Here is a 24,136-nt window from a genome sequence, read left to right as displayed (position 1 = left end):
GACAGCGTTGAAAAAACAATGACTAAAATATGAACAAAACATGAAAATGTTAAGTTAACATATTGATAGTTTAGGTTGACATATTTCGAGAGGGGCACTAATATTCTGTATAAGTGTTAACCTTTAATTATTTTGGTTAACATTGTCTTTCAAGGTAAGAGAAAGGAGGGGAAAGGATTGGAGGAAGAAACCTATTACAGCGTCAGAATGAGAGCTTCCCGAAACGCCCCTCATGAACAGGGCGGGAAACACATTTCCGGCGGAGAACGGCTTATCACTTACAGCGGAATACAGGAAGCGGTGAATGGCTTATTACATAAAGGCTTCTCGCATTCAAGAGGGACACCTGATTTCATGCAGATCCAGCTTGAAAGCGTCAATGAACCGATCAAAACCATCCGCCCTTTGCCGATTACTGTACATCAAACAGATACGGCAGAGAAAGGACAAGCAATCGCCCGGACGCTTTTGCAAAAAGCAGGAATTCCTCCGCGCATGATAGAGAAAGCCTATCAAAGCATCGCGGAATATGGAGAAGCAAGAGGAGCGGTCCTGTTTGACATCCGGACAGGAAAACGTATTGACGGCAGAAGGGAAAGAGGTGTGCGGGTATCCCGAGTGGATTGGCCGACACACGATTTTCAAAAATGGGCTTTTGAGCACAACATGCCGGAAAATTCACGAATCAAAGAAGCACATGCCATCGCGGCAAAGGTTTGCGCGCATCCGGGAATCATAGCTGAAGTGTGCTGGTCAGATGACCCTGATTACATAACGGGCTACGTTGCCGCAAAAAAGCTGGGCTATCAGCGGATTACCAAGATGAAGAATGACGGCGATGAATGCGGCTGCCGGATTTTCTTTTCAGATGGAATCACAGATACACAGAGCTGTATCCATTTTTTAGAGAAACAGCCTGTATTCATTCAGCGGGAGGGGAACATATGAAACAATCAATGATTGAAAAAAGCAAAAAGCATCTTTGGCTGCCTTTCACACAAATGAAAGATTACGATGAAGATCCGTTAATCATTGAAAGCGGAAACGGAATCATGCTGAAAGACACAAGCGGCAAAGAATACTATGACGGCTTTTCCTCAGTATGGCTCAATGTACACGGCCACCGCAAAAAAGAAATGGATGAGGCGATTCAAAAACAGCTTAAAAAAATCGCTCATTCGACCTTGCTGGGCATGACAAATGTTCCCGCAACAGAACTTGCCGAGATGCTGATGGGCATTGCACCTGAAAATCTGACACGTGTTTTTTACTCTGACAGCGGAGCCGAAGCAATGGAAATTGCTCTGAAAATGGCCTTTCAATACTGGAAAAACATAGGGAGACCCAAAAAGCAGACATTTATTTCGATGCAGAACGGCTATCACGGCGATACGATCGGAGCCGTCAGCGTCGGTTCTATTGAACTCTTTCACCATGTATACGGCCCGCTGATGTTTGAAAGCTACAAAGCGCCGATTCCTTACGTATACAGATCTGAAAGCGGGGACCCCGTACAGTGCCGGGATGAATGTCTGAACGCGCTCGAACAGCTGCTTGCAAAGCATCACGAAGAGATTGCCGCACTTACGATTGAATCGATGGTGCAAGGCGCATCCGGCATGATCGTCATGCCTGAAGGCTTTCTGGCAGGCGTACGAAAGCTGTGTACGGCATATGATGTGTTAATGATCGTTGACGAAGTGGCGACAGGGTTCGGCCGCACTGGAAAAATGTTTGCCTGTGAGCATGAAAATGTCCAGCCGGACTTGATGGCCGCAGGGAAAGGAATTACGGGAGGCTATTTGCCGATCGCCGTGACGTTTGCCGCAGAAGCGATTTATGAAGCTTTTTATGACGACTATGAAAATATGAAAACATTTTTCCACGGCCACTCCTATACAGGAAATCAGCTGGGCTGTGCCGCGGCAATTGAAAATCTTCGTTTATTTGAATCAGAGCGCATCGTTGAACAAGTTGCCGAAAAATCAAAAACGGCAGCGATGCTTCTTCATGATCTGAAGCAGCTTCCTCATGTCGGCGATGTCCGCCAGCTCGGTTTCATGTGCGGCATAGAGCTCGTGCAGGATAAGGGGACAAAACAGCCTTATCCGCCTGAAAAGCGTGTTGGATATAAGGTGTCTTTGAAAATGAGAGAGCTCGGTATGCTGACGAGGCCGCTCGGAGACGTCATCGCCTTTCTTCCGCCGCTCGCCAGCACGACTGATCAGTTAAAAGCCATGATCTCCATTATGAAAGAATCGATAGCCGAGGTGACCGGCCGTGGATTTTGACGGATGGCTCTTCGAAAGGCTCGATGCGGTGAAAAGAGACGGGCTGTATCGGACGCTGCGGAAACAGGAAACCGCTCTCAAAAACAAGAGGGAAACGATCTGGGCATCCAATGACTATTTAGGCCTGTCAAAAGATGAACGGCTGATCACAGCTGCGCAAACGGCGCTAAGCTGCTTCGGAGCGGGAAGCAGCGGTTCCCGGTTAACGACAGGAAATACTTTTTGGCATGAAACGCTTGAACAAACAATCGCGGATTTTAAACAGACGGAAGCTGCTTTATTGTTTTCCAGCGGTTACTTGGCAAATATGGGCGTGCTTGCTTCACTGCCGCAAAAAGGCGATGTCATTTTAAGCGATCAATTGAACCATGCGAGCATTGTTGACGGATGCCGTTTATCGAAAGCGGAAACCATCGTGTACCGCCATATTGATATGGCTGATCTTGAGGAAAAACTTGCCTCCGTTCAGTCCAGGAACCGCCGCTTTATCGTCACGGACGGCGTCTTCAGCATGGACGGCACCATTGCGCCTCTTGACCGCATAATGGCGCTTGCAAAGCAGTATCAGGCATTTGTGATAGCAGATGACGCGCATGCAACCGGTGTGCTCGGGGAAAACGGCGGGGGAACCAGTGACTATTTTGGTGTTTGTCCTGATGTTGTCATCGGCACGTTAAGTAAAGCGGTCGGAACGGAAGGAGGTTTTGCCGCGGGGTCAAACATTTTCATTGATTTTTTGCTGAATCATGCGCGGACGTTTATTTTTCAGACGGCCCTTCCGCCGTCAATTTGTGCGGCTTCCCATACGGCATTTGACATCATATCAGATATGAACGATACGCGCCGTGAGCTGCTGTCGTCTGTCAAAACGATCAAAACCCGTCTGACCGATATGGGTTTTACCGTAAGAGGCGGAGATACACCAATCATTGCCGTCATCATCGGTGATGCAAAAACAGCGGTTTCAATTGCTGCACTGCTGGAGAAAAAGGGAATCTGCGCCCCGGCCATCCGCCCGCCATCCGTTCCTGACGGTGAAAGCAGAATCAGGCTGACCATCACGGCGGATCGCAGCTTACAGGACATAGACGAGCTGACAGAAGCATTTGATTCCATTAGAAAAGAGCTGAATATAAACAAATGAGAAGTTTTTTTGTCACGGGAACAGATACGGGCGTCGGAAAAACTATCGTCTCTTGCGGACTAGCCGCGGCATTCAGGCAGAAACGTGCGGATGTCGGAGTGTTTAAGCCGTTTTTAAGCGGGGTGCCGCGGACTCATCCGGACAGTGACACCTCGCTGTTGAAAAACATCTCACAAACCGCACTGTCTCATGAAGAGATTACGCCATTTGAATGGAAAGAGCCGCTTGCACCGTACACGGCCGCCATGCTTGAAGGAAAATCCGTGAGCATGGAGGAGGTCACGGCCCACTGGAGAAAGATCAAAAATCGTCATGAGTGTTTCATCGTCGAAGGGGCAGGCGGCATTTCCGTTCCGCTTGGTGAAAATTATTTAGTCAGTGATCTGATAAAGGCCTTGGAATTGCCGGCAGTGATTGTGGCCAGGCCTGATCTCGGAACCATCAACCACACATATTTAACCGTTGAATATGCGAAAAACATGGGGATAGAGGTTCTCGGCATCATTATCAACGGCGTAAAAAGCCGGCCGGGGCTGGACGAAAAGACAAACCCGAGCATGATTGAAAGATTATGCAAAGTTCCGATTTTGGGAATGACACCGAAGCTGGATTACGTTTCAGCAGAAAACATTCAACACATGATTGAGAAACATGTAGATGTTTCCTCTTTCATGAATCTGACACAAATGGGGAGATAAACATGAATCAATGGATGGATCTTGCAGAGAGAGTGCTGGACGGGGCGGAAGTAACGAACCAGGAAGCGCTTGCCATTTTAAATTGCCCTGATGAGGATCTTTTATTGCTGATGCATGCCGCTTTTCATATCAGAAAACGATTTTACGGAAAAAAGGTAAAGCTGAATATGATTATGAATGCAAAGTCAGGCCTGTGTCCCGAAAATTGCGGGTACTGTTCACAATCTGCAATATCAAAAGCGCCGATCGAGTCTTATCGGATGGTGGATAAGCATATATTGCTTAAAGGGGCAAAACGCGCCCATGACCTGAATATCGGAACATACTGCATCGTCGCCAGCGGCCGGGGACCGTCAAACAGAGAGGTAGACCAAGTGGTTGATGCTGTCAAAGAAATTAAAGAAACGTACGGTTTAAAAATCTGCGCATGCCTCGGTCTGTTGAAGTCGGAACAGGCGGAGCGGCTGAAACAGGCAGGAGTCGACCGGTACAATCATAACATCAATACGTCACAAAGGAATCACGCAAACATTACGACCTCACACACGTATGACGACAGGGTCAATACCGTACAAATGGCGAAACAATCGGGGATGTCACCTTGTTCGGGTGTCATCGTCGGCATGAAAGAGACGAAACAGGACGTCATTGATATGGCGAACAGCTTGAAAGCGCTTGATGCCGACAGCATCCCGGTTAATTTTCTGCATGCGATTGACGGAACTCCGTTAGAAGGAGTAAGCGAATTAAGTCCGGTGTACTGCCTGAAAGTGCTCGCCTTGTTCCGTTTTATCAATCCGGCAAAAGAAATCCGTATCTCAGGAGGCCGGGAAGTCAACCTGCGTTCGCTGCAGCCGCTCGGCCTGTACGCGGCAAACTCTATATTCGTCGGCGATTACTTAACAACCTCAGGACAGCATGAAACAGAGGATCATCAAATGCTCCATGATCTAGGTTTTGAAGTTGAATCCGTCGAAGAAATGAAAGCCGGCTTACAATCCGCCTGCAAAACGGAGGTATAAGATGACGGCGGGCGTATCAATTTCACATCCGTCCCTCCAGGCGGATTCAGATTTTTGGAATGACCCTTACCCGTTTTATGACAAACTGCGATCCATTGATCCTGTTTATAAAGGAACCGTATTAAAATATCCGGGCTGGTATGTCACCGGGTATAAAGAGGCGGAAGCGATTCTGAAAGACACCCGGTTTAAAAACCGCGTTCCTCTTCCGGAAACATCAACGAAATATCAAAATCTATCGCATATCCAGCATGATATGCTGTTATTTAAAAATCAATCAGACCATAAGCGGATGCGGATGGTTATAGGGAAAGAATTCACCGCAAAGACGGCGGAATCACTCCGCCCCTGTATAAAAGAAACGGTGCATGACTTATTGGATCAAGTGCAAAACAAAAAAACCGCAGACCTTGTTTCAGAGTTTGCCTTTCCATTGGCAAGCCTCATCATTGCGAAGATACTCGGAGTGCCGAAAGAGGAGAGATATCAATTCAGACAATGGACAGCAGACGTCATTCAGGCCATTGATTTTACCCGGTCAAGAAAAACGTTAGTCAGAGCAAGCGACACCCAAGGCAGGATGACGTCATATTTCAGAGATTTGATTCACAAGCGGGAAACGCATCCCAAGGAAGACTTAATCAGCAGGTTTATTATGGAGGAACAGCTTTCAAAAGACGAAGTACTCGCGACATGTGTATTACTTATCATAGCCGGACACGAGACGACGGTAAACCTCATAAGCAACGGTGTGTATACTTTATTGAAACACCCTGAACAGCTTAGCGCACTGAGAGAAAACCCCTCGCTTATTGAAACTGCAGTCGAGGAATGTTTGCGTTACGACAGCCCTACACAGCTGACGGCCCGCACCGCTTCAGAAGACTGCGAAATAAATGGAAAGATCATAAAAAAAGGAGAGCAGGTATATATCCTTTTAGGTGCAGCCAATCGTGATCCAAGCATATTCGATCAGCCTCACAAAATGGACATTGAAAGAAAACCGAATCCGCATCTTGCATTCGGAAAGAATGCCCATTTTTGCGTGGGTTCACGATTAGCGCGCATTGAAGCACAAATAGCCATTCTAGCGCTGTTAGAGCGGTTGCCTAAGCTTCGGCTGGCCGCACCTAAGCTTGAATACCGCAAGCTCATTGGTTTTAGATCGCTCACAGAGCTTCCGGTTATCGTCGGCTGAATGACCATGCAGGAGGGCTGGATTTTTCCGGTTCCTCTTGCAGGAAATAAATGAAAGAAAAAAGAATACATATTTATAAAGCAAAAACCCTCTCTCTCATATCCAAAAAAACTCACCGCTCAGCCATTCAATATAACGTAACAAGGGCTTCCTTTTCTTTCCGCCAAAACGGAAACTTCCAATTGTCCAGAATTCATTCGTCTTTTTTCGAAAAAACGAAGCATGATGTAAGCTTGGCATGGTCGTTGCATTTTCTTCCTTCGAATCAATTTGTAAGCGTTTGCTATCATGAAGCAGAAAAGAGGGGGATTTGTGGACATTATCATTATTTTATTGGCATTATGCTTGCTGATGTTTGCGGCTTATCGAGGCTTTTCAGTCATTTTATTTGCCCCGATTTGCGCGCTGTTTGCTGTGCTTCTGACAGATCCGAGCTTCGTACTTCCTTTCTTCTCGAATATATTTATGGAGAAGATGGCTGGCTTTATTAAGCTGTATTTTCCCGTATTTCTTTTGGGGGCTGTTTTTGGCAAGGTTGTTGAAATATCCGGGCTCGCCGAGTCGATCGCAAAAACAATCGTCAGGCTTGTGGGAGCAAAAAGAGCCATTCTCGCCATCGTCTTAATGGGTTCGATTTTAACGTACAGCGGCGTCAGTCTCTTCGTAGCGGTGTTTGCCGTCTATCCGTTTGCTAAAAACCTATTTATGAAAGCTGATATTCCCAAACGTCTGATACCCGGAACGATTGCATTGGGCGCTTTTACATTTACAATGGATGCGCTTCCCGGCACACCGCAAATTCAAAATGTCATTCCGACAGCATTTTTTAAAACAAACATTTATGCCGCTCCCTGGCTCGGATTGATTGGTGCAGCATTTGTGCTTACGGCCGGGATGCTTTATTTAGAATTCCGGCGCAAGAAAGCGGCCGATGCAGGAGAAGGCTATGCTGGGTTTCCGTCTGAAGTTTCCGCTGCAAAGGAATCCTCAGGTTTGGCTTATGAAAAAAACATGCCTGATTTACCGCAGGAGGCAGAACTCAGTACCGCGCGGCAAGTGCTCGCCTTTATGCCGCTTATCGTTGTCGGGGTATTGAACAAATGCTTCACGATGTGGCTCCCGCATTGGTATCCCGACGGATTTGATTTTGCGCCGCTCGGCTTAGAAGCGTTCGGAAAGATTGATCTTTCTTCCGTCACTGCGATCTGGTCAGTAGAGCTCGCACTGTTCATCGGTATCATGACAACGATTTTGTTCGATTGGAAAAAAGTGCTCTTCAATTTGAAGGAAGGACTGAATGAGGGCATCGGGGGCGCCTTGCTAGCGTCAATGAATACAGGAGCCGAATACGGATTTGGCGGCATCATTGCAGCGCTTCCCGGCTTCAAAGCGGTCAGCAGCGGTATATCACAGACGTTTACTGATCCGCTTGTCAATGGAGCGGTGACGACCACTGCGCTTGCCGGGATTACAGGGTCGGCCTCAGGAGGAATGGGCATCGCTTTAAGTACGATGTCCGCAGCGTATACAGAAGCAATCCATACATTTCACATCCCGCCGGAGGTCATGCACCGGGTGATCTCGATGGCCTCCGGCGGGATGGACACTCTTCCGCATAATGGCGCCGTCATTACGCTGCTCGCGGTCACCGGGTTGACTCACCGCCAATCCTACAGAGATATCTTTGCTATTACCGTCATTAAAACAGCCGCTGTGTTTGTCATCATCGGTATTTACAGTCTGACGGGCCTTGTGTAGCCAAAACAGAAAGGGGAAGCGAATATGGGAAAAGGGAAAATCATGGATTCGTTTAAAGAAGCTGCTGAACTGATCAAAGACGGAGACACCCTCATCGCAGGAGGATTCGGCCTGTGCGGCATTCCGGAACAATTAATTCTCGCGATCAGGGACAGCGGCGTGAAAAACCTGACCGTTGTCAGTAATAACTGCGGTGTTGATGACTGGGGACTGGGCCTCTTGCTTGCAAATCGGCAGATCAAAAAAATGGTCGCATCCTATGTGGGAGAAAACAAAACCTTTGAACGGCAGTTTTTAAGCGGGGAGCTGGAAGTCGAATTGGTTCCTCAAGGAACGCTCGCAGAACGAATTCGCGCGGGAGGGGCGGGCATCCCGGGTTTTTATACATCTGCGGGCGTCGGAACATCAGTAGCCGAAGGAAAAGAACAGAAGACATTTGAAGGACGCACCTATCTTCTGGAGAAAGGAATTACAGGGAACGCCGCCATCGTAAAGGCCTGGAAAGCTGATCCTCTGGGCAACCTGGTTTTCAGAAAGACGGCGAGAAACTTCAATCCGCTCGCTGCCATGGCAGGCAAAGTGACGATTGCAGAGGCTGAAGAAATCGTCGATATCGGAGAGCTTGATCCGGATCACATTCATACACCGGGTATCTTTGTCCAGCATGTGCTCAAAAGCACGACACATGAAAAACGGATTGAACGCCGCACCGTCCGGGAAGCATGAAGAAGGGAGCTGATCTCATGAAAGATGGCAGAAAACGAATGATCGCACGGGCAGTAAAGGAAATTAAGGACGGAATGAATGTGAATTTGGGGATAGGCATGCCGACGCTTGTCGCCAATGAAATCCCGGATCATTACAATGTGATGCTTCAGTCGGAAAACGGCTTGCTCGGAATCGGCCCTTATCCCCTTGCCGGAACGGAGGACCCAGATCTTATTAACGCCGGGAAAGAAACCATTACCGAAGTCAAAGGAGCCTCGTATTTTGACAGTGCCGAATCGTTTGCTATGATTCGCGGGGGTCACATTGATGTCGCCATCCTCGGCGGCATGGAAGTGTCCGAACGGGGAGATTTGGCGAACTGGATGATCCCCGGAAAAATGATTAAAGGAATGGGCGGCGCCATGGACTTGGTTCACGGAGCAAAACGGATCGTTGTCATCATGGAGCATGTGAATAAATATGGAGAGTCCAAAGTGAAATCGGAATGTACGCTGCCTTTAACCGGCAGGCAGGTCGTCGATCGGCTGATCACAGATTTGGCGGTATTCGATTTCCGCCAAGGCCGTATGACACTGACCGAATTGCAGGAAGGTGTAACAATAGAGGAGGTCTTTGAGAAAACAGAAGGTCATTTTACTGTCAGTGAAGCATTAACGTCCGGGCGGAAATAAGGAGGTATCACCATGCATTCAATGCTGAAACACAAAACAGCTGTAGTGACAGGGGCAGCCAGAGGAATCGGATTTGAAATCGCTCAAGAATTCACCCGTGAAGGAGCCTCCGTTCTCATAGCGGATGTTAATGAACAGGCGGGAAAAGAAGCTGCTGCAAAACTCAGCGGAGAAGGCGCCCATGCCATCAGCATCACGTGTGATGTAACAGATGAAAAACAAACGGCCGATATGATTCAAACAGCCGTGACGGAATTCGACCGGCTCGATATTCTCGTAAATAACGCGGGCATTCAGCATATCGCGCCCATCGAGGAATTTCCCGCGGAACAGTTTGAAAGGCTCATCCGTGTCATGCTGACTGGACCATTTCTCACCATGAAACATGCATTCCCCGTCATGAAAAAACAGCAGTTCGGACGGATCATCAATATGGCGTCTGTCAACGGACTAATCGGTTTTTACGGAAAAGCGGCATATAACAGCGCCAAGCATGGCGTCATCGGCTTAACGAAAGTCGGCGCACTTGAAGGCGCGGCTGACGGCATTACCGTCAATGCGCTTTGCCCAGGATATGTGGACACTCAGCTTGTCCGCAATCAGTTAAAGGATATTTCCGCAACAAGGAATGTACCGTACGAACGGGTGCTGGAGGACGTCATCTTTCCGCTCGTTCCCCAAAAACGGCTGCTGTCAGTGAAGGAAATTGCGGATTACGCCGTATTTTTGGCCAGCGACAAAGCAAAAGGCGTCACCGGTCAGGCCGTCGTTATGGACGGCGGGTATACCGCTCAATAGTTCTGATACCCATGAAAAAACAGCCGTTCTAAAGCGGCTGTTTTTTTCTGTCCAAATAAGGAGTGCAAAATAAAAAGGGGTTCTTGATAAGCAAGATGGTGAATGCTGACGGAAGGTTACAAAGCAATGTAAAAAAAATACAGCCGGAATTCAATCGATTGAGAATGCATCAATCGGGATCGGAGCAGATCATCCGTATGTTCTGCGCCGCATTTCACTTGCAGATTTTCCTCTTCCAATTCGATTCCTGCACAACCAGTTTACAATCCTTCACAGATATACAAATGAACTTTTACAATAAACAGAAAAGATGTAATTTCTGACACAATTATGCCGATATACCCAAAAAATATGAAGCATCAAGGGCGCACCCTGAGTGAAGAAGAGTCGGTAACAGGCTTTCAGGCCGGCTCTTATCACCTCTCTTTAAGACTGATTTTGGGTGAAACCCCCATGTTTTATTTTATGAATAAATATATCTAATTCGTTTGTAAAATCGAACAATAACTCCTCCGAAAGTATTCTATACACATTTGTTGTAATCATGCTAGGATGTTAGATAAAGGGATAATTTGTAGGATATTGTATTTTTGTTCAATATGATCGGAGGAATCTCATGAACAATCTTGCCTTTTTATTTCCTGGACAAGGGTCTCAATTTGTAGGAATGGGCAAACAATTTTGGAACGATTTTGCGGTCGCAAAAAGATTATTTGAAGAAGCGGGCGACGCGATCTCCTTGGATATAAAAAAGCTGTGTTTTAACGGTGATATGAATGAATTAACAAAAACAATGAATGCGCAGCCCGCTATTTTAACGGTCAGTGTGATTGCGTTTCAAGTGTATATGCAAGAAATAGGGGTTAAGCCCCGCTTCCTTGCAGGCCATAGCTTAGGCGAATATTCAGCGCTTGTCTGTGCCGGCGCCCTTTCTTTTCATGATGCCGTTACACTTGTAAGGCAGCGGGGAATTCTTATGCAAAATGCGGATCCTCAGCAGCAGGGGACGATGGCTGCTGTGACCCGGCTCTCTCTTCAAACATTGCAAGAAATGTGTGCGAAAGTGTCGACGGAAGACTTTCCGGCAGGTGTAGCCTGCATGAATTCAGACCGGCAGCATGTGATTTCCGGACACCGGCAAGCTGTGGAACGTGTCATCAGGATGGCGGAGGAAAAGGGGGCGGCATACACTTATTTAAATGTAAGTGCACCTTTTCACAGTTCAATGATAAGATCGGCATCCGAACAATTCCAGAGTGCATTACACCAGTATTCCTTCCGGGATGCCGCATGGCCGATCATTTCAAACGTCACCGCACGCCCTTACAGCAGCGGAAATGCGATCATCGAACATCTCAAGCAGCACATGACGATGCCGGTAAGATGGGCGGAATCAATGCATTACTTGCTTTTACAAGGAGTCACAGAAGTCATCGAAATGGGTCCGAACAATGTCTTAACCGGTCTGCTGAGAAAAACAACGAATCACATTGCACCTTATCCCTTAGGACAGACATCTGATGTTCAGCTGCTTTCCAATTCAGCGGAAAGAAAGAAGCATATTGTCCGTTTACGCAAAAAACAACTGAATAAATTGATGATTCAATCCGTCATTGCGCGAAATTACAACGAGGATTCAGCGGCTTATTCCAATATGACGACGCCATTATTTATGCAAATCCAAGAGCTGAAAGAGAGAATGGAAAGACATGAAAATGAGCTCTCAGAACAAGAGCTCGAACATTCGATCCATTTATGCAAATTAATTTGCGAGGCTAAACAGCTTCCGGCATGGGAAGAATTGCGGATTTTAAAATAAAGCGCCCAGGAGGGGACCTATGTATACCAGTCAATTCCAAACCTTAGTAGATGTCATTCGGGAAAGAAGCAGCATATCTGATCGCGGGATCCGTTTTATCGAATCCGATAAAAAAGAGACAGTTGTCTCTTACCGCCAATTGTTTGATGAAGCGAAAGGGTATCTTGGCTATTTACAGCATATCGGCATTAAGCCGAAGCAGGAAATTGTATTTCAAATCCAAGAAAACAAATCATTTGTCGTTGCTTTTTGGGCTTGTATATTAGGAGGAATGATCCCGGTACCGGTCAGTATCGGAGAAGATGATGACCATAAGCTGAAGGTGTGGCGCATTTGGAATATATTAAATCATCCGTTTCTGATTGCCTCTGAAAAAGTATTGGACAAAATAAAGAAATACGCTGCAGAACACGATTTACAGGATTTCCATCATCAATTAAACGAAAAATCTGACATCATTCAAGATCAAACCTACAATTACCCCGCTTCGTTTTATGAACCTGATGCGGATGAACTGGCTTTTATCCAATTTTCTTCCGGATCGACAGGAGATCCAAAAGGAGTCATGTTAACGCATCACAACTTAATACATAACACGTGCGCCATTGGGACTGCCCTAGCCATTCATTCGAAAGACTCTTTCTTATCATGGATGCCTTTAACGCATGATATGGGGCTCATCGCCTGCCACCTTGTTCCCTTCATAACCGGAATCAATCAAAATCTAATGCCTACAGAATTATTTATTCGCAGACCTATTCTTTGGATGAAAAAAGCTCATGAACATAAAGCCAGTATTCTATCCTCTCCTAATTTCGGGTACAACTACTTCCTTAAATTTCTGAAAAACGAACCAGACTGGGATTTATCCCATATCAAAGTTATCGCAAACGGTGCAGAACCGATATTGCCGGAGCTCTGTGACGAATTTTTGACTAGATGCGCAGCATTCAATCTGAAAAGATCTGCCATTTTGAATGTTTACGGTTTAGCGGAAGCTTCGGTTGGCGCAGCGTTTTCTAAAACAGGTAAAGAATTCGTTCCCGTTTATTTGCATCGTGACTATTTAAATCTTGGTGAAAGAGCTGTAAAAGTCAGCAAAGAGGATCAACATTGCGCTTCATTCGTCGAAGTGGGACAACCTATTGACTATTGTCAGCTTCGGATCTCCGATGGAGCAAATGAAAGAGCAGAAGACGGAATCATCGGCCATATCCAGATCAAAGGAGACAATGTGACGCAAGGGTATTATAACAACCCCGAGAGTACGGAAAAAGCGCTGACTTCTGACGGCTGGGTAAAAACGGGAGACCTCGGATTCATTAGTGAAAGTGGCAACTTAGTCGTAACCGGAAGAGAAAAAGACATTATTTTCGTGAACGGAAAAAATGTCTATCCTCACGATATTGAGCGGGTCGCGATTGAAATGGAAGAGGTTGACTTAGGAAGGGTTGCCGCCTGCGGTGTATATGACCAAAAGACGCGAAGCGGAGAGATCGTGCTCTTTGTTGTTTACAAAAAATCACCTGAAAAATTCGCGCCGCTTGTCAAAGAGATCAAAAAGCATTTATACCAGCGGGGCGGCTGGAGCATAAAAGAAGTCCTTCCGATCAAAAAGCTGCCAAAAACGACGAGCGGGAAGGTTAAGCGCTATGAACTGGCCAGACAGTATGAAGCAGGGAATTTTTCAGCAGAGTCTGCCGCCATCAATGAATGTTTGGAGAGCAGCCCGGAAAGAACCGGACAGACTCCCATTCATGAAATCGAAACGGAATTACTGTCTATCTTTTCCGATGTGCTCGATGGGAAAAAGGTTCACCTCACTGACAGTTATTTTGATATGGGCGCAAATTCATTACAGTTATCGCAGGCTGCCGAGCGTATAGAACAGAGATTTGGACGCGAGCTTGCCGTTTCCGACCTCTTTACGTATCCTTCTATTACTGATTTGGCGGCATATCTGTCTGAAAGCCGTGCTGAAATCAAGCAGGACGTGACAGCGAAACCAAGCCATGTGACACCGAAAGATATCGCCATTATCGGGATGTCGCTCAATGTCCCGGGAGCATCAACTAAAAGTGATTTTTGGAATCTGCTTGAAAAAGGTGAGCACAGCATTCGGGAATACCCTGCATCCCGGCTGAAAGATGCGGCGGATTATTTAAAGTCCATCCAAAGCGAATTCAATGAGAATCAGTTTGTGAAGGGCGGCTATTTAGATGAAATCGACCGCTTTGATTACTCGTTCTTCGGTTTAGCTCCTAAAACGGCTCAGTTTATGGACCCCAATCAAAGACTGTTTTTGCAGTCTGCATGGCATGCGATTGAAGATGCGGGCTATGCCGGCGGCAGCATGAACGGGAGCCGTGTCGGGGTATATGCGGGGTACTCGAAGGTAGGCTACGATTATGAACGTCTCCTTTCTGCGAATTATCCGGAGGAGCTTCATCAATATATTGTAGGCAATCTTCCTTCCGTGTTAGCCAGCCGGATCGCTTATTTCTTAAATTTAAAAGGGCCGGCGGTCACAGTGGATACGGCATGCTCCTCATCGCTTGCCGCCGTTCATATGGCATGCAAATCTTTAATTTCCGGCGATTGTGACATGGCACTTGCCGGCGGTATCCGGACATCGCTCTTGCCGATCCGTATCGGGCTTGATATGGAATCTTCGGACGGGTACACGAAAACGTTCAGCAAAGATTCAGACGGCACGGGCACAGGTGAAGGCGCGGCGGCTGTCCTGTTAAAACCTTTGCAGGATGCGGTTCGCGACGGAGACCATATTTACGGCGTAATTAAAGGAAGCGCGATAAATCAAGACGGAACGACCGCCGGGATTACCGCACCGAATCCGGCAGCTCAGACTGAGGTCATTGAGACGGCCTGGAAAGACGCGGGCATTGATCCTGAAACGCTGTCTTTCATCGAAGCACATGGCACCGGAACCAAGCTCGGCGATCCGGTTGAATTTAACGGGCTTTGTAAAGCGTTTGAAAAGTATACGGCAAAAAAACAATTTTGCGCGATTGGTTCTGTTAAATCGAACATCGGTCATTTGTTTGAAGCAGCTGGCATCGTCGGACTGATCAAATCGGTCCTCATGCTGAATCATAAGAAAAACCCGCCTTTAGCGCACTTTAATGAACCTAATCCGCTCATTCATTTTCACTCTTCACCGTTTTATGTAAATCAGGAAGCTGCGGAGTTCACATCGGGTGATGAGCCGCTGCGAGGGGGAATCAGCTCGTTCGGTTTTAGCGGAACGAACGCTCATGTGGTATTGGAGGAATATACTTCTCAAAATGAGGATGCACCCGAAAATGAAAATGAGCCGCACCTATTTGTTTTATCCGCTCATACTGAAAATGCACTCTATGAACTTGCACAGCAGTACCGCCAATATGTAGCAGATGACAGCCCTTCATTGAAGTCCATTTGCTATACAGCCGGCACGGGCAGAGCTCATTTGGATCATGGTATTGCCATGATTGTATTCAGTAAGCAGGAATTATGTGACAAGCTGACTTCCGTAATCCAGGGAGACAGACATCTTCCCGGAGTATACGTTGGTTATCAGAACTTGAAGGAAATGCTGCCTGCTCATAAAGAAGAGCTGAATAAACAAGCAGCCGCTCTGATGGAGCAGCTTATACGTACACATGATGAACGGATCACATGGCTGAATCGCGCCGCCGAATTATTTGTGCAGGGAGCCGTTATAGACTGGAGCGCCATTTACGCCGGTGAAACCGTACAAAAAACGCCATTGCCCCTGTATCCGTTTGAACGGAACCGCTGCTGGGCTGAAGCTGACCAATTGCGCCTAAACGAGGGCCAAGAGAAAGGAGAAGCGGCATTGAATATGGATCAAACGAAGGCGCACATTGAATCCTTCCTGAAAACTGTCATCAGCAATGCTTCGGGAATTAAAGCGGATGAGCTTGATCTGAACGCTCATTTTATCGGGCTCGGAATGGATTCCATCATGCTGTCACAGGTCAAAAAAGCCATCGCGGACGAATTTGGGGTAGACATCCCGATGGATCGTTTTTTTGATACGATGAACAACCTTCAAAGTGTCATCGATTACTTGTCTGAGACCGCTCCATCGTCCTTTGCATCCGCTTCGGCTCAAGAGAATGTTCCGGCGCAGGAAACACTGGTCATTCCAGAAGCACAGCCTGAATCTAGTCACAGAGAAGATCACCAAGGACATATGCTCGAAAAAATAATCGCTTCACAAAATCAATTAATCCAGGACACCTTGCAAGCTCAGTTAAATAGCTTTAACTTGCTGAAAAACGGCGGTTATCATTCCGATGTGAAAGAACACGATAAAGCACAAGAGAAATCAATTCCTTCTGTCAAGCAGGGGCCTCCGGCCGTCACTGCAGAAAAGAAAACGGCTCAAGAAGCGAAACCCTATGTTCCTTTCCAGCCTCAGAACCTGCATGAACAGGGACACTATACCGCACGGCAAAAACAATATTTAGAAGATTTTATCGTGAAATATGCAGATAAAACGAAAGGTTCCAAACAGTATACGGACAAAACCCGATTTGCTCATGCAAATAACCGCAACTTGTCCAGCTTCCGTTCATATTGGAAGGAAATCGTGTACCCGATTATTGCCGAACGTTCTGACGGTTCCAAAATGTGGGATATTGACGGCAACGAATACATTGATATCACCATGGGATTCGGAGTTAACCTTTTCGGGCATCATCCTTCCTTTATTACACAGGTTATCGATGATTCAGTCCGTTCATCATTGCCTCCGCTCGGCCCGATGTCGGATGTCGCAGGAGAAGTTGCCGACCGGATCCGCACATGCACTGGGGTGGAAAGGGTCGCTTTCTATAATTCCGGAACAGAGGCTGTCATGGTTGCCCTTCGTTTAGCGCGGGCGGCAACAGGAAGAAAGAAAGTTGTGGCCTTCTCGGGGTCTTATCACGGTACGTTTGACGGGGTATTAGGGCTTGCCGGCACAAAAGGCGGAGCCTCGTCTGCGAACCCGCTGGCTCCGGGGATACTGCAGAGCTTTATGGATGATTTGATTATTTTACATTACAACAATCCCGATTCGCTCGATGTGATTCGCAGCCTCGGTGATGAATTGGCAGCCGTACTGGTTGAACCGGTACAAAGCCGCAGGCCTGATTTGCAGCCGCGGGCATTTTTGAAAGAATTGCGGGCGATCACGCAGCAATCCGGAACAGCTTTGATTATCGATGAAATTATTACCGGGTTTCGGATCGGTCTTGGCGGCGCCCAGGAATGGTTCGGTATTCAGGCTGATTTAGTGACTTACGGAAAAATCATCGGCGGGGGACAGCCGTTAGGGATAGTTGCCGGAAAAGCTGAGTTCATGAATGCGATCGACGGGGGAACCTGGCAGTATGGGGACGATTCCTATCCGCAAGATGAGGCGAAACGCACGTTTGTGGCCGGCACCTTCAATACTCACCCGCTTACCATGAGAATGTCATTAGCCGTGCTTCGCCATTTACAAACCGAGGGAGAACACCTATATGAACAGCTGAATCAAAAAACAGCCTCCCTGGTTGATCGGCTAAATCGCTTCTTTGAACAATCGCAAGTGCCTATCCGCATGGTTCAATTCGGTTCTTTATTCCGGTTTGTCTCATCGCTTGATAACGACTTGTTCTTTTACCATCTCAATTATAAAGGGGTCTATGTGTGGGAAGGACGCAACTGCTTCCTATCCACGGCGCATACCGCGGATGATATTGAACATATCATTCAAGCTGTTAAAGACACGGTGAAGGATCTTCGCCGAGGCGGATTTATTCCGGAAGGCCCGGATTCTCCTGATGACGGCGGCCATAACAAACCCGGGGCGTACGAGCTTTCAGATGAACAAAAACAATTGGTCATGGCATCCCATTATGGGAATGAAGCTTCTGCAGCTTTAAACCAGTCCATTATGCTGAAAGTAAAGGGCGAACTGCAGCATACACCATTAAAACAAGCCGTCCGGCATATCGTCGACCGTCATGAAGCTTTACGTACGGTGATTCATCCCGATGACGAAGTACAGCAAGTGCAGGAACGGATGAATATAGAAATACCTGTCATTGATTTTACCGGCCACCCGGAAGAGCAGCGGGAAACAGAAATTCAGAAATGGCTGACAGAAGATGCCAAACGGCCGTTTCACTTCCAAGAACAAAAGCCTTTGTTTAGAATCCATGTGCTTACATCGGCCCACAATGAACACCTGATTGTGCTCACGTTCCATCATATCATTGCCGATGGATGGTCAATCGCCGTTTTTGTTCAAGAACTGGAGAGCAGCTACGCGGCAATCGTACAAGGAAAACCGTTTCCGCTAAAAGAGGCCGCTGCTTCATTTCGCCAATATTTAGACTGGCAGCAGGCGCAAATTGACAGCGGCCATTATGAAGAAGGAGTCCGGTATTGGCGGCATCATTTTTCTGAACCGATACAGCAGGCAGTCCTGCCGGGCGCCGCTTCTGCCCGCCATCAGAACGGATACGAAGGAGACCGGTGTACCGTCCGGCTTGGGCGGCCTTTAAGCGAGGCCTTAAAGTCTTTGAGCATTCGGATGAAAAATAGCGTATTTGTAACGATGCTTGGTGCATTTCACCTTTTTCTGCACCAGCTTACCAAACAGACGGGCCTTGTAATCGGGATGCCGACAGCCGGTCAATCCCATATGAAACAGCATGATCTGATTGGAAATTGCGTCAATATGATTCCGGTAAAAAACACGGCTTCTTCAGAAACCACTTTATCCGGCTATCTGGACCGGATGAGAGAAAACGTGAATCAAGCAATGCGCCATCAAGCCGTTCCGATGACACTGGCGGCCAGAGAACTTCCGCACAATCATGTGCCGGATATGCGTATTATTTTTAATTTGGACAGGCCTTTTCGAAAGCTTCACTTCGGAAAGGCAGAAGCTGAGCTCGTTGCTTACCCTATGAAATGCATTTCATACGATCTGTTTCTTAACGTAACGGATGTCGATCAAGAATACGTTCTTGATTTTGATTTTAATACGAATGTCGTCAGTCCGGAAGTCATGAAAAAGTGGGGAGCGGGCTTTACGACATTGCTGCAAAAGATGGTTGAAGGGGATTCAGTCCCTCTTAACGCCCTGGTGATGTTTTCCGATGAAGAACAAAATGATTTACAAGAACTGTACGCCGAACACCAAAAGCGGGTCTCCTCAATCGTAAGCAATACGGAAAACCTTGCTGATGCCTACGAGGCGCCGGCAAATGAAACGGAGCGGCAGCTGGCGCAGATTTGGGAGGGGCTTTTCGGCCTTGAGCGGATTGGCAGATCAGATCGCTTCCTGGATCTGGGGGGGAACTCGCTCCAAGCGACGCTTATGCTTTCCAAAGTTCAAAAGACATTTGATCAAAAGGTTTCTATCGGACAATTTTTCAATCACCAGACTGTTAAGGAATTAGCACGTTTCATTCAGAACGAAACGAAAGTCATGCACCTCCCGATCAAGGCTGCTGAGAAAAAAGCGTATTACCCGACATCGCCGGCGCAGCAAAGAGTCTATTTCCTCCACCAAATGGAGCCCGATCAGCTGGCTCAAAATATGTTCGGGCAAATATCAATAACAGGGAAGTACGATGAGCAGGCTCTGATTTCTTCCCTTCGGCAAGTCATAGAGCGGCATGAAGCGTTTCGCACATATTTTGACATTATAGATGGTGAAATCGTCCAAAAACTTGATAACGAAGTTGATTTTAACGTTCATGTCCGGACGATGAGCCGGGACGAATTTGACGCCTATTCAGACCGATTTGTAAAACCGTTCCGCTTGGACCAAGCTCCGTTAGTTCGTGCGGAGCTGATCAAGATTGAAAACGAGCAGGCCGAACTGCTCATCGATATGCACCATATCATTTCGGACGGTTATTCCGTCAACATCCTTACAAATGAATTGCTGGCTTTATATCATCAAAAACCGCTACCGGATATTGAATTTGAATATAAAGATTTCGCCGAATGGCAAAACCAATGGCTGAATGAGGATGCCATGAAGCGGCAGGAGACATATTGGCTGGAACAATTTCCAGACGAAATCCCGGTCCTTCAATTGCCGACAGACGGCTCAAAAGCGGCGGAGCAGTCTTCTGAGGGACAGCGCGTGACGTGCTCTTTACAGCCGGATGTCATCCGTTCGCTGCAAGATCTGGCACAAACAGCGGGAACGACTCTCTATACGGTGATGATGGCCGCCTACAAAGTGCTGCTTCATAAATATACGGGCCAAGAAGATATTGTCGTAGGTACGCCTGCTTCAGGAAGAAATCATCCGGATATTGAAAAGATCATCGGTATTTTCATACAAACCCTCGGAATCCGAACGAAGCCGCACGCCAATCGAAAGTTCTCGGATTACCTGGAAGAAGTAAAGCAACAGACGCTTGACGCTTTCGAAAACCAAGACTATCCATTCGACAAGCTTGTGGAGAAATTAAATGTGCAGCGGGAAACAACGCGAAAATCGCTGTTTAATACGATGTTTGTGTTTCAAAATATTGAGTTTCATGAAATCCGGCACGATGAATGTACGTTTAAGGTGAAAGAGCGAAATCCCGGAGTCTCTTTATATGATTTGATGCTGACGGTCGAAGATGCCGGACAACAGATCGAGATGCATTTTGATTTTAAACCGGGACAGTTTGAAAAAGACACCATTGAACAGATCACCAGACACTATATCAGCATATTAAACAGCCTTGTGGAGCAGCCGGAGATGACGCTGTCTTCCGTTCCTATGCTGTCTGAAACCGAACAGCATCAATTGCTGACCGAGTGTAATGACACAAAGACGCCATATCCGCATAACGAAACAGTAACCCGATGGTTTGAAATGCAGGCGGCACAGCGGCCCGATCATCCAGCCGTTATTTTGGGCAATGAGCAGTATACGTACAGACAGCTCAATGAACGGGCGAACCAATTGGCGCGGACGTTACGGATAAAAGGCGTACAAGCGGATCAATTCGTTGCCATCCTTTCTCCGCATTGCTTTGAGCTGATTGTTGGAATTTTGGCAGTTCTGAAATCCGGCGGCGCATACGTGCCTATTGACCCTGAATATCCGGAAGATCGAATCCAATATATGCTGAGCGATTCAAGGGCGGAGGTTGTGTTAACACTGCAGAGCCTGCAAGATCAATTACCGTATGATGGTGATGTTGTGCTTTTAGATGAGGAAAGTTCATATCATGAGGACCGCTCGAATCTTGAATTGGAAAGCAATACACATGATTTGGCCTACATGATCTATACGTCGGGTTCTACGGGAAATCCGAAAGGTGTACTCATTGAGCATCAGGGATTGAGTAATTATATTTGGTGGGCGAAAGAGGTTTATGTAAAAGGTGAGAAAACCAACTTCCCATTATACTCTTCCATCTCTTTCGACCTGACGGTGACCTCGATATTTACACCGCTGGCTACTGGAAATACCATCATTGTCTTCGATGGAGAGGACAAAAGCGCCGTGCTTTCTGAAATTATAAGGGACACAAGAATAGACATGATCAAATTGACACCGGCACATTTGCACGTCATCAAGGAGATGAATATAGCAGGCGGCACCGCCATACGGAAAATGATTGTGGGCGGAGAAAATTTAAGCACCCGTCTGGCCAAAAGTGTCAGCGAGCAGTTTAAAGGACGGCTGGACATTTTCAATGAATACGGACCGACGGAAGCTGTCGTCGGATGTATGATTTATCACTTCGACGCAAAACGGGACAAGCGGGAATTTGTACCGATCGGCACACCGGCAGCCAATACGGATATTTATGTGGCCGATGCAAGCAGAAGTCTGGTTCCGATCGGGGTAATCGGCGAAATGTATATCAGCGGACCGGGTGTGGCCAGAGGGTATTGGAACCGCCCGGATTTAACGGCAGAGAAATTTGTTGAAAACCCGTATGTCCCGGGAGCGAAGATGTACAAAACAGGGGATTTGGCTAAACGATTGAAGGATGGAAATCTTGTATATATTGGGCGCGTTGATGAACAAGTCAAAATCAGGGGCCACCGAATCGAGCTTGGTGAAATCGAAGCGGCGATGCATAACGCGGAAGCGGTGCAAAAAGCCGCGGTTACAGTGAAAGAAGAAGAAGACGGCTTAAACCAATTGTGTGCGTATTACGTAAGCGACAAACCTATAGCGGCGGCGCAGCTTAGGGAACAATTGTCAACCGAGCTTCCGGACTACATGGTTCCGTCCTATTTTGTCCGCCTGGACGATATGCCGTTAACGTCCAACGGGAAAATAAACCGTAAGGCACTGCCCGCGCCAGAAGCGAGTCTGCAGCAGACAGCTGAATATGTTCCGCCGGGCAATGAGACGGAGTCCAAACTCGCAGATTTATGGCAGGAAGTGCTCGGAATAAGCCGGGCGGGGATTAAACATCATTTCTTTGATCTCGGAGGGAACTCCATTCGTGCAGCGGCCTTAGCCGCCAGAATTCAAAAAGAGCTGGATGTTAATCTGTCTCTAAAAGATATATTCAAGTTTCCTACCATTGAACAATTGGCTGAAAAGACGTTACACATGGACAAAAATCAATATATACCGATCCCGGCCGCAAAGGAAATGTCCTATTATCCCGTTTCTTCAGCTCAGAGACGGATGTATTTGTTAAGTCACGCAGAAGGCGGCGAGCTGACTTACAATATGACGGGTGCCATGAGCGTGGAAGGAGAAGTTGATCCCGACCGGTTAAACGACGCTTTCCAAAAATTAATCGAGCGCCATGAAGCGTTGCGGACCAGCTTTGAATTATATGAAGGGGAGCCGGCACAGCGAATTCATCAGAGCGTCGACTTTACAATAGAACAAATTCAAGCAAGCGAAGAAGAAGCGGAAGACCGTGTGCTTGAATTCATCCAAGCGTTTGATTTAGCCAAACCGCCTCTGATGCGAGCGGGATTAATTGAAATTGAACCTTTGCGGCATGTGCTTGTGGTTGATATGCATCATATCATTTCTGACGGCGTGTCCGTCAATATTATGATGAACGATCTGAGCCGGCTCTACGCAGGGAGCCAACCGGACCCGCTTTCAGTTCAATATAAAGATTATGCGGTTTGGCAGCAATCAGACATTCAGAGACGGAACATCAAGAGCCAGGAAGCGTATTGGCTGGATCAGTTTCACGATGACATTCCCGTACTGGATATGCCTGCGGATTATGAGAGACCTGCCATACGCGATTACGAAGGCGAATCATTTGAATTTCTTATACCGGAACACTTGAAACAGCGTTTAAGACAAATGGAAGAAGAAACAGGCGCAACACTGTATATGATTTTATTGGCAGCCTATACGATTCTTTTATCTAAATACAGCGGACAAGAAGATATTATCGTAGGAACGCCGTCTGCCGGGCGGACTCATTTGGATGTGGAGTCCGTTGTGGGAATGTTCGTCAATACGTTAGTCATTCGCAATCACCCGGCGGGCCGTAAAACATTTGATGCCTACTTAAACGAAGTAAAAGAAAACATGCTGAACGCCTATAAAAATCAAGACTATCCGTTGGAAGAATTGATACAGCATTTACATCTTCCGAAGGATGCAAGCCGCAACCCTTTATTCGATACGATGTTTGTGCTGCAAAATCTCGACCAGGCTGAATTGACATTTGATTCCCTGCAGCTCAAGCCATATCCATTTCATCATCCGGTTGCCAAGTTCGATTTGACCTTGTCGATTCAAACGGATCACGACAACTATCACGGGCTGTTTGAATATTCGAAAAAACTGTTTAAGAAAAGCAGAATCGAGATTCTATCAAACGACTATTTACACATCCTATCAGCGATTCTGGAACAGCCGGACATTCTGATCGATCAAATCGGATTGAGCGGAAGTATTGAGGAAGAAGAGAACGCGCTTGATTCTATTCAATTGAACTTTTAGGGAAAAGCATTATTTCTTTAAATTATATAAAATGAGGTGCTCC

General features: G+C 46.9%; 12 protein-coding genes. All 12 read left to right on the top strand.

Going from position 1 to position 24,136, the window contains the following annotated elements; genetic code table 11:
• Nucleotides 1–177 precede the first annotated feature (177 nt).
• The 12 genes from ABDB98_RS09420 (at nucleotide 178) to ABDB98_RS09365 (ending at nucleotide 24,093) form a co-directional block, all read left to right on the top strand.
• Nucleotides 178–948, top strand: a complete 771-nt coding sequence (locus ABDB98_RS09420) for a 6-carboxyhexanoate--CoA ligase (protein ID WP_438422077.1) — start codon at nucleotides 178–180, stop codon at nucleotides 946–948.
• Nucleotides 945–2,291, top strand: a complete 1,347-nt coding sequence (gene bioA / locus ABDB98_RS09415) for an adenosylmethionine--8-amino-7-oxononanoate transaminase (protein ID WP_438422076.1) — start codon at nucleotides 945–947, stop codon at nucleotides 2,289–2,291. The genes ABDB98_RS09420 and bioA overlap by 4 nt, the downstream gene beginning before the upstream one ends.
• Nucleotides 2,281–3,435 carry an 8-amino-7-oxononanoate synthase gene (gene bioF, locus ABDB98_RS09410; protein ID WP_438422075.1) on the top strand — a complete coding sequence of 385 codons (1,155 nt, stop codon included), beginning with the start codon at nucleotides 2,281–2,283 and terminating at the stop codon, nucleotides 3,433–3,435. Before bioA ends, bioF begins: the two co-directional genes overlap by 11 nt.
• On the top strand, nucleotides 3,432–4,133 hold the full coding sequence (bioD, locus tag ABDB98_RS09405; RefSeq protein WP_438422074.1) for a dethiobiotin synthase: 702 nt from the start codon (nucleotides 3,432–3,434) through the stop codon (nucleotides 4,131–4,133). The genes bioF and bioD overlap by 4 nt, the downstream gene beginning before the upstream one ends.
• A gap of 2 nt (nucleotides 4,134–4,135) precedes the next feature.
• The gene (gene bioB, locus ABDB98_RS09400; protein ID WP_438422073.1) at nucleotides 4,136–5,155 is read left to right on the top strand and encodes a biotin synthase BioB; all 1,020 of its coding nucleotides are present in this window, start codon (nucleotides 4,136–4,138) and stop codon (nucleotides 5,153–5,155) included.
• Nucleotide 5,156: 1 nt separating this feature from the next.
• Nucleotides 5,157–6,353 (top strand): cytochrome P450, encoded by a 1,197-nt coding sequence (locus ABDB98_RS09395; protein WP_438422072.1) that lies wholly within the window; start codon nucleotides 5,157–5,159, stop codon nucleotides 6,351–6,353.
• A 312-nt stretch (nucleotides 6,354–6,665) separates the two neighbouring features.
• Nucleotides 6,666–8,111 carry a GntP family permease gene (locus tag ABDB98_RS09390; RefSeq protein ID WP_438422071.1) on the top strand — a complete coding sequence of 482 codons (1,446 nt, stop codon included), beginning with the start codon at nucleotides 6,666–6,668 and terminating at the stop codon, nucleotides 8,109–8,111.
• Between the two features lie 24 nt (nucleotides 8,112–8,135).
• The gene (locus ABDB98_RS09385; protein WP_438422070.1) at nucleotides 8,136–8,837 is read left to right on the top strand and encodes a CoA transferase subunit A; all 702 of its coding nucleotides are present in this window, start codon (nucleotides 8,136–8,138) and stop codon (nucleotides 8,835–8,837) included.
• Nucleotides 8,838–8,854: 17 nt separating this feature from the next.
• Nucleotides 8,855–9,511: a 3-oxoacid CoA-transferase subunit B gene (locus tag ABDB98_RS09380; RefSeq protein ID WP_438422068.1), complete on the top strand. Its 657-nt coding sequence runs from the start codon at nucleotides 8,855–8,857 to the stop codon at nucleotides 9,509–9,511.
• Between the two features lie 12 nt (nucleotides 9,512–9,523).
• Nucleotides 9,524–10,309 carry a 3-hydroxybutyrate dehydrogenase gene (locus ABDB98_RS09375; RefSeq protein ID WP_438422067.1) on the top strand — a complete coding sequence of 262 codons (786 nt, stop codon included), beginning with the start codon at nucleotides 9,524–9,526 and terminating at the stop codon, nucleotides 10,307–10,309.
• A 616-nt stretch (nucleotides 10,310–10,925) separates the two neighbouring features.
• Complete coding sequence (gene fabD, locus ABDB98_RS09370) at nucleotides 10,926–12,128, top strand: ACP S-malonyltransferase (protein WP_438422066.1); 1,203 nt, start codon at nucleotides 10,926–10,928, stop codon at nucleotides 12,126–12,128.
• A 19-nt stretch (nucleotides 12,129–12,147) separates the two neighbouring features.
• Nucleotides 12,148–24,093 carry an amino acid adenylation domain-containing protein gene (locus tag ABDB98_RS09365; protein WP_438422065.1) on the top strand — a complete coding sequence of 3,982 codons (11,946 nt, stop codon included), beginning with the start codon at nucleotides 12,148–12,150 and terminating at the stop codon, nucleotides 24,091–24,093.
• Nucleotides 24,094–24,136 lie beyond the last annotated feature (43 nt).

This window comes from Bacillus siamensis, assembly GCF_051628075.1.
Lineage (GTDB): Bacteria > Bacillota > Bacilli > Bacillales > Bacillaceae > Bacillus > Bacillus siamensis.
The sequence above is the reverse complement of the archived record's forward strand: the minus strand, read 5'-3'. Positions and strand labels throughout refer to the sequence as shown.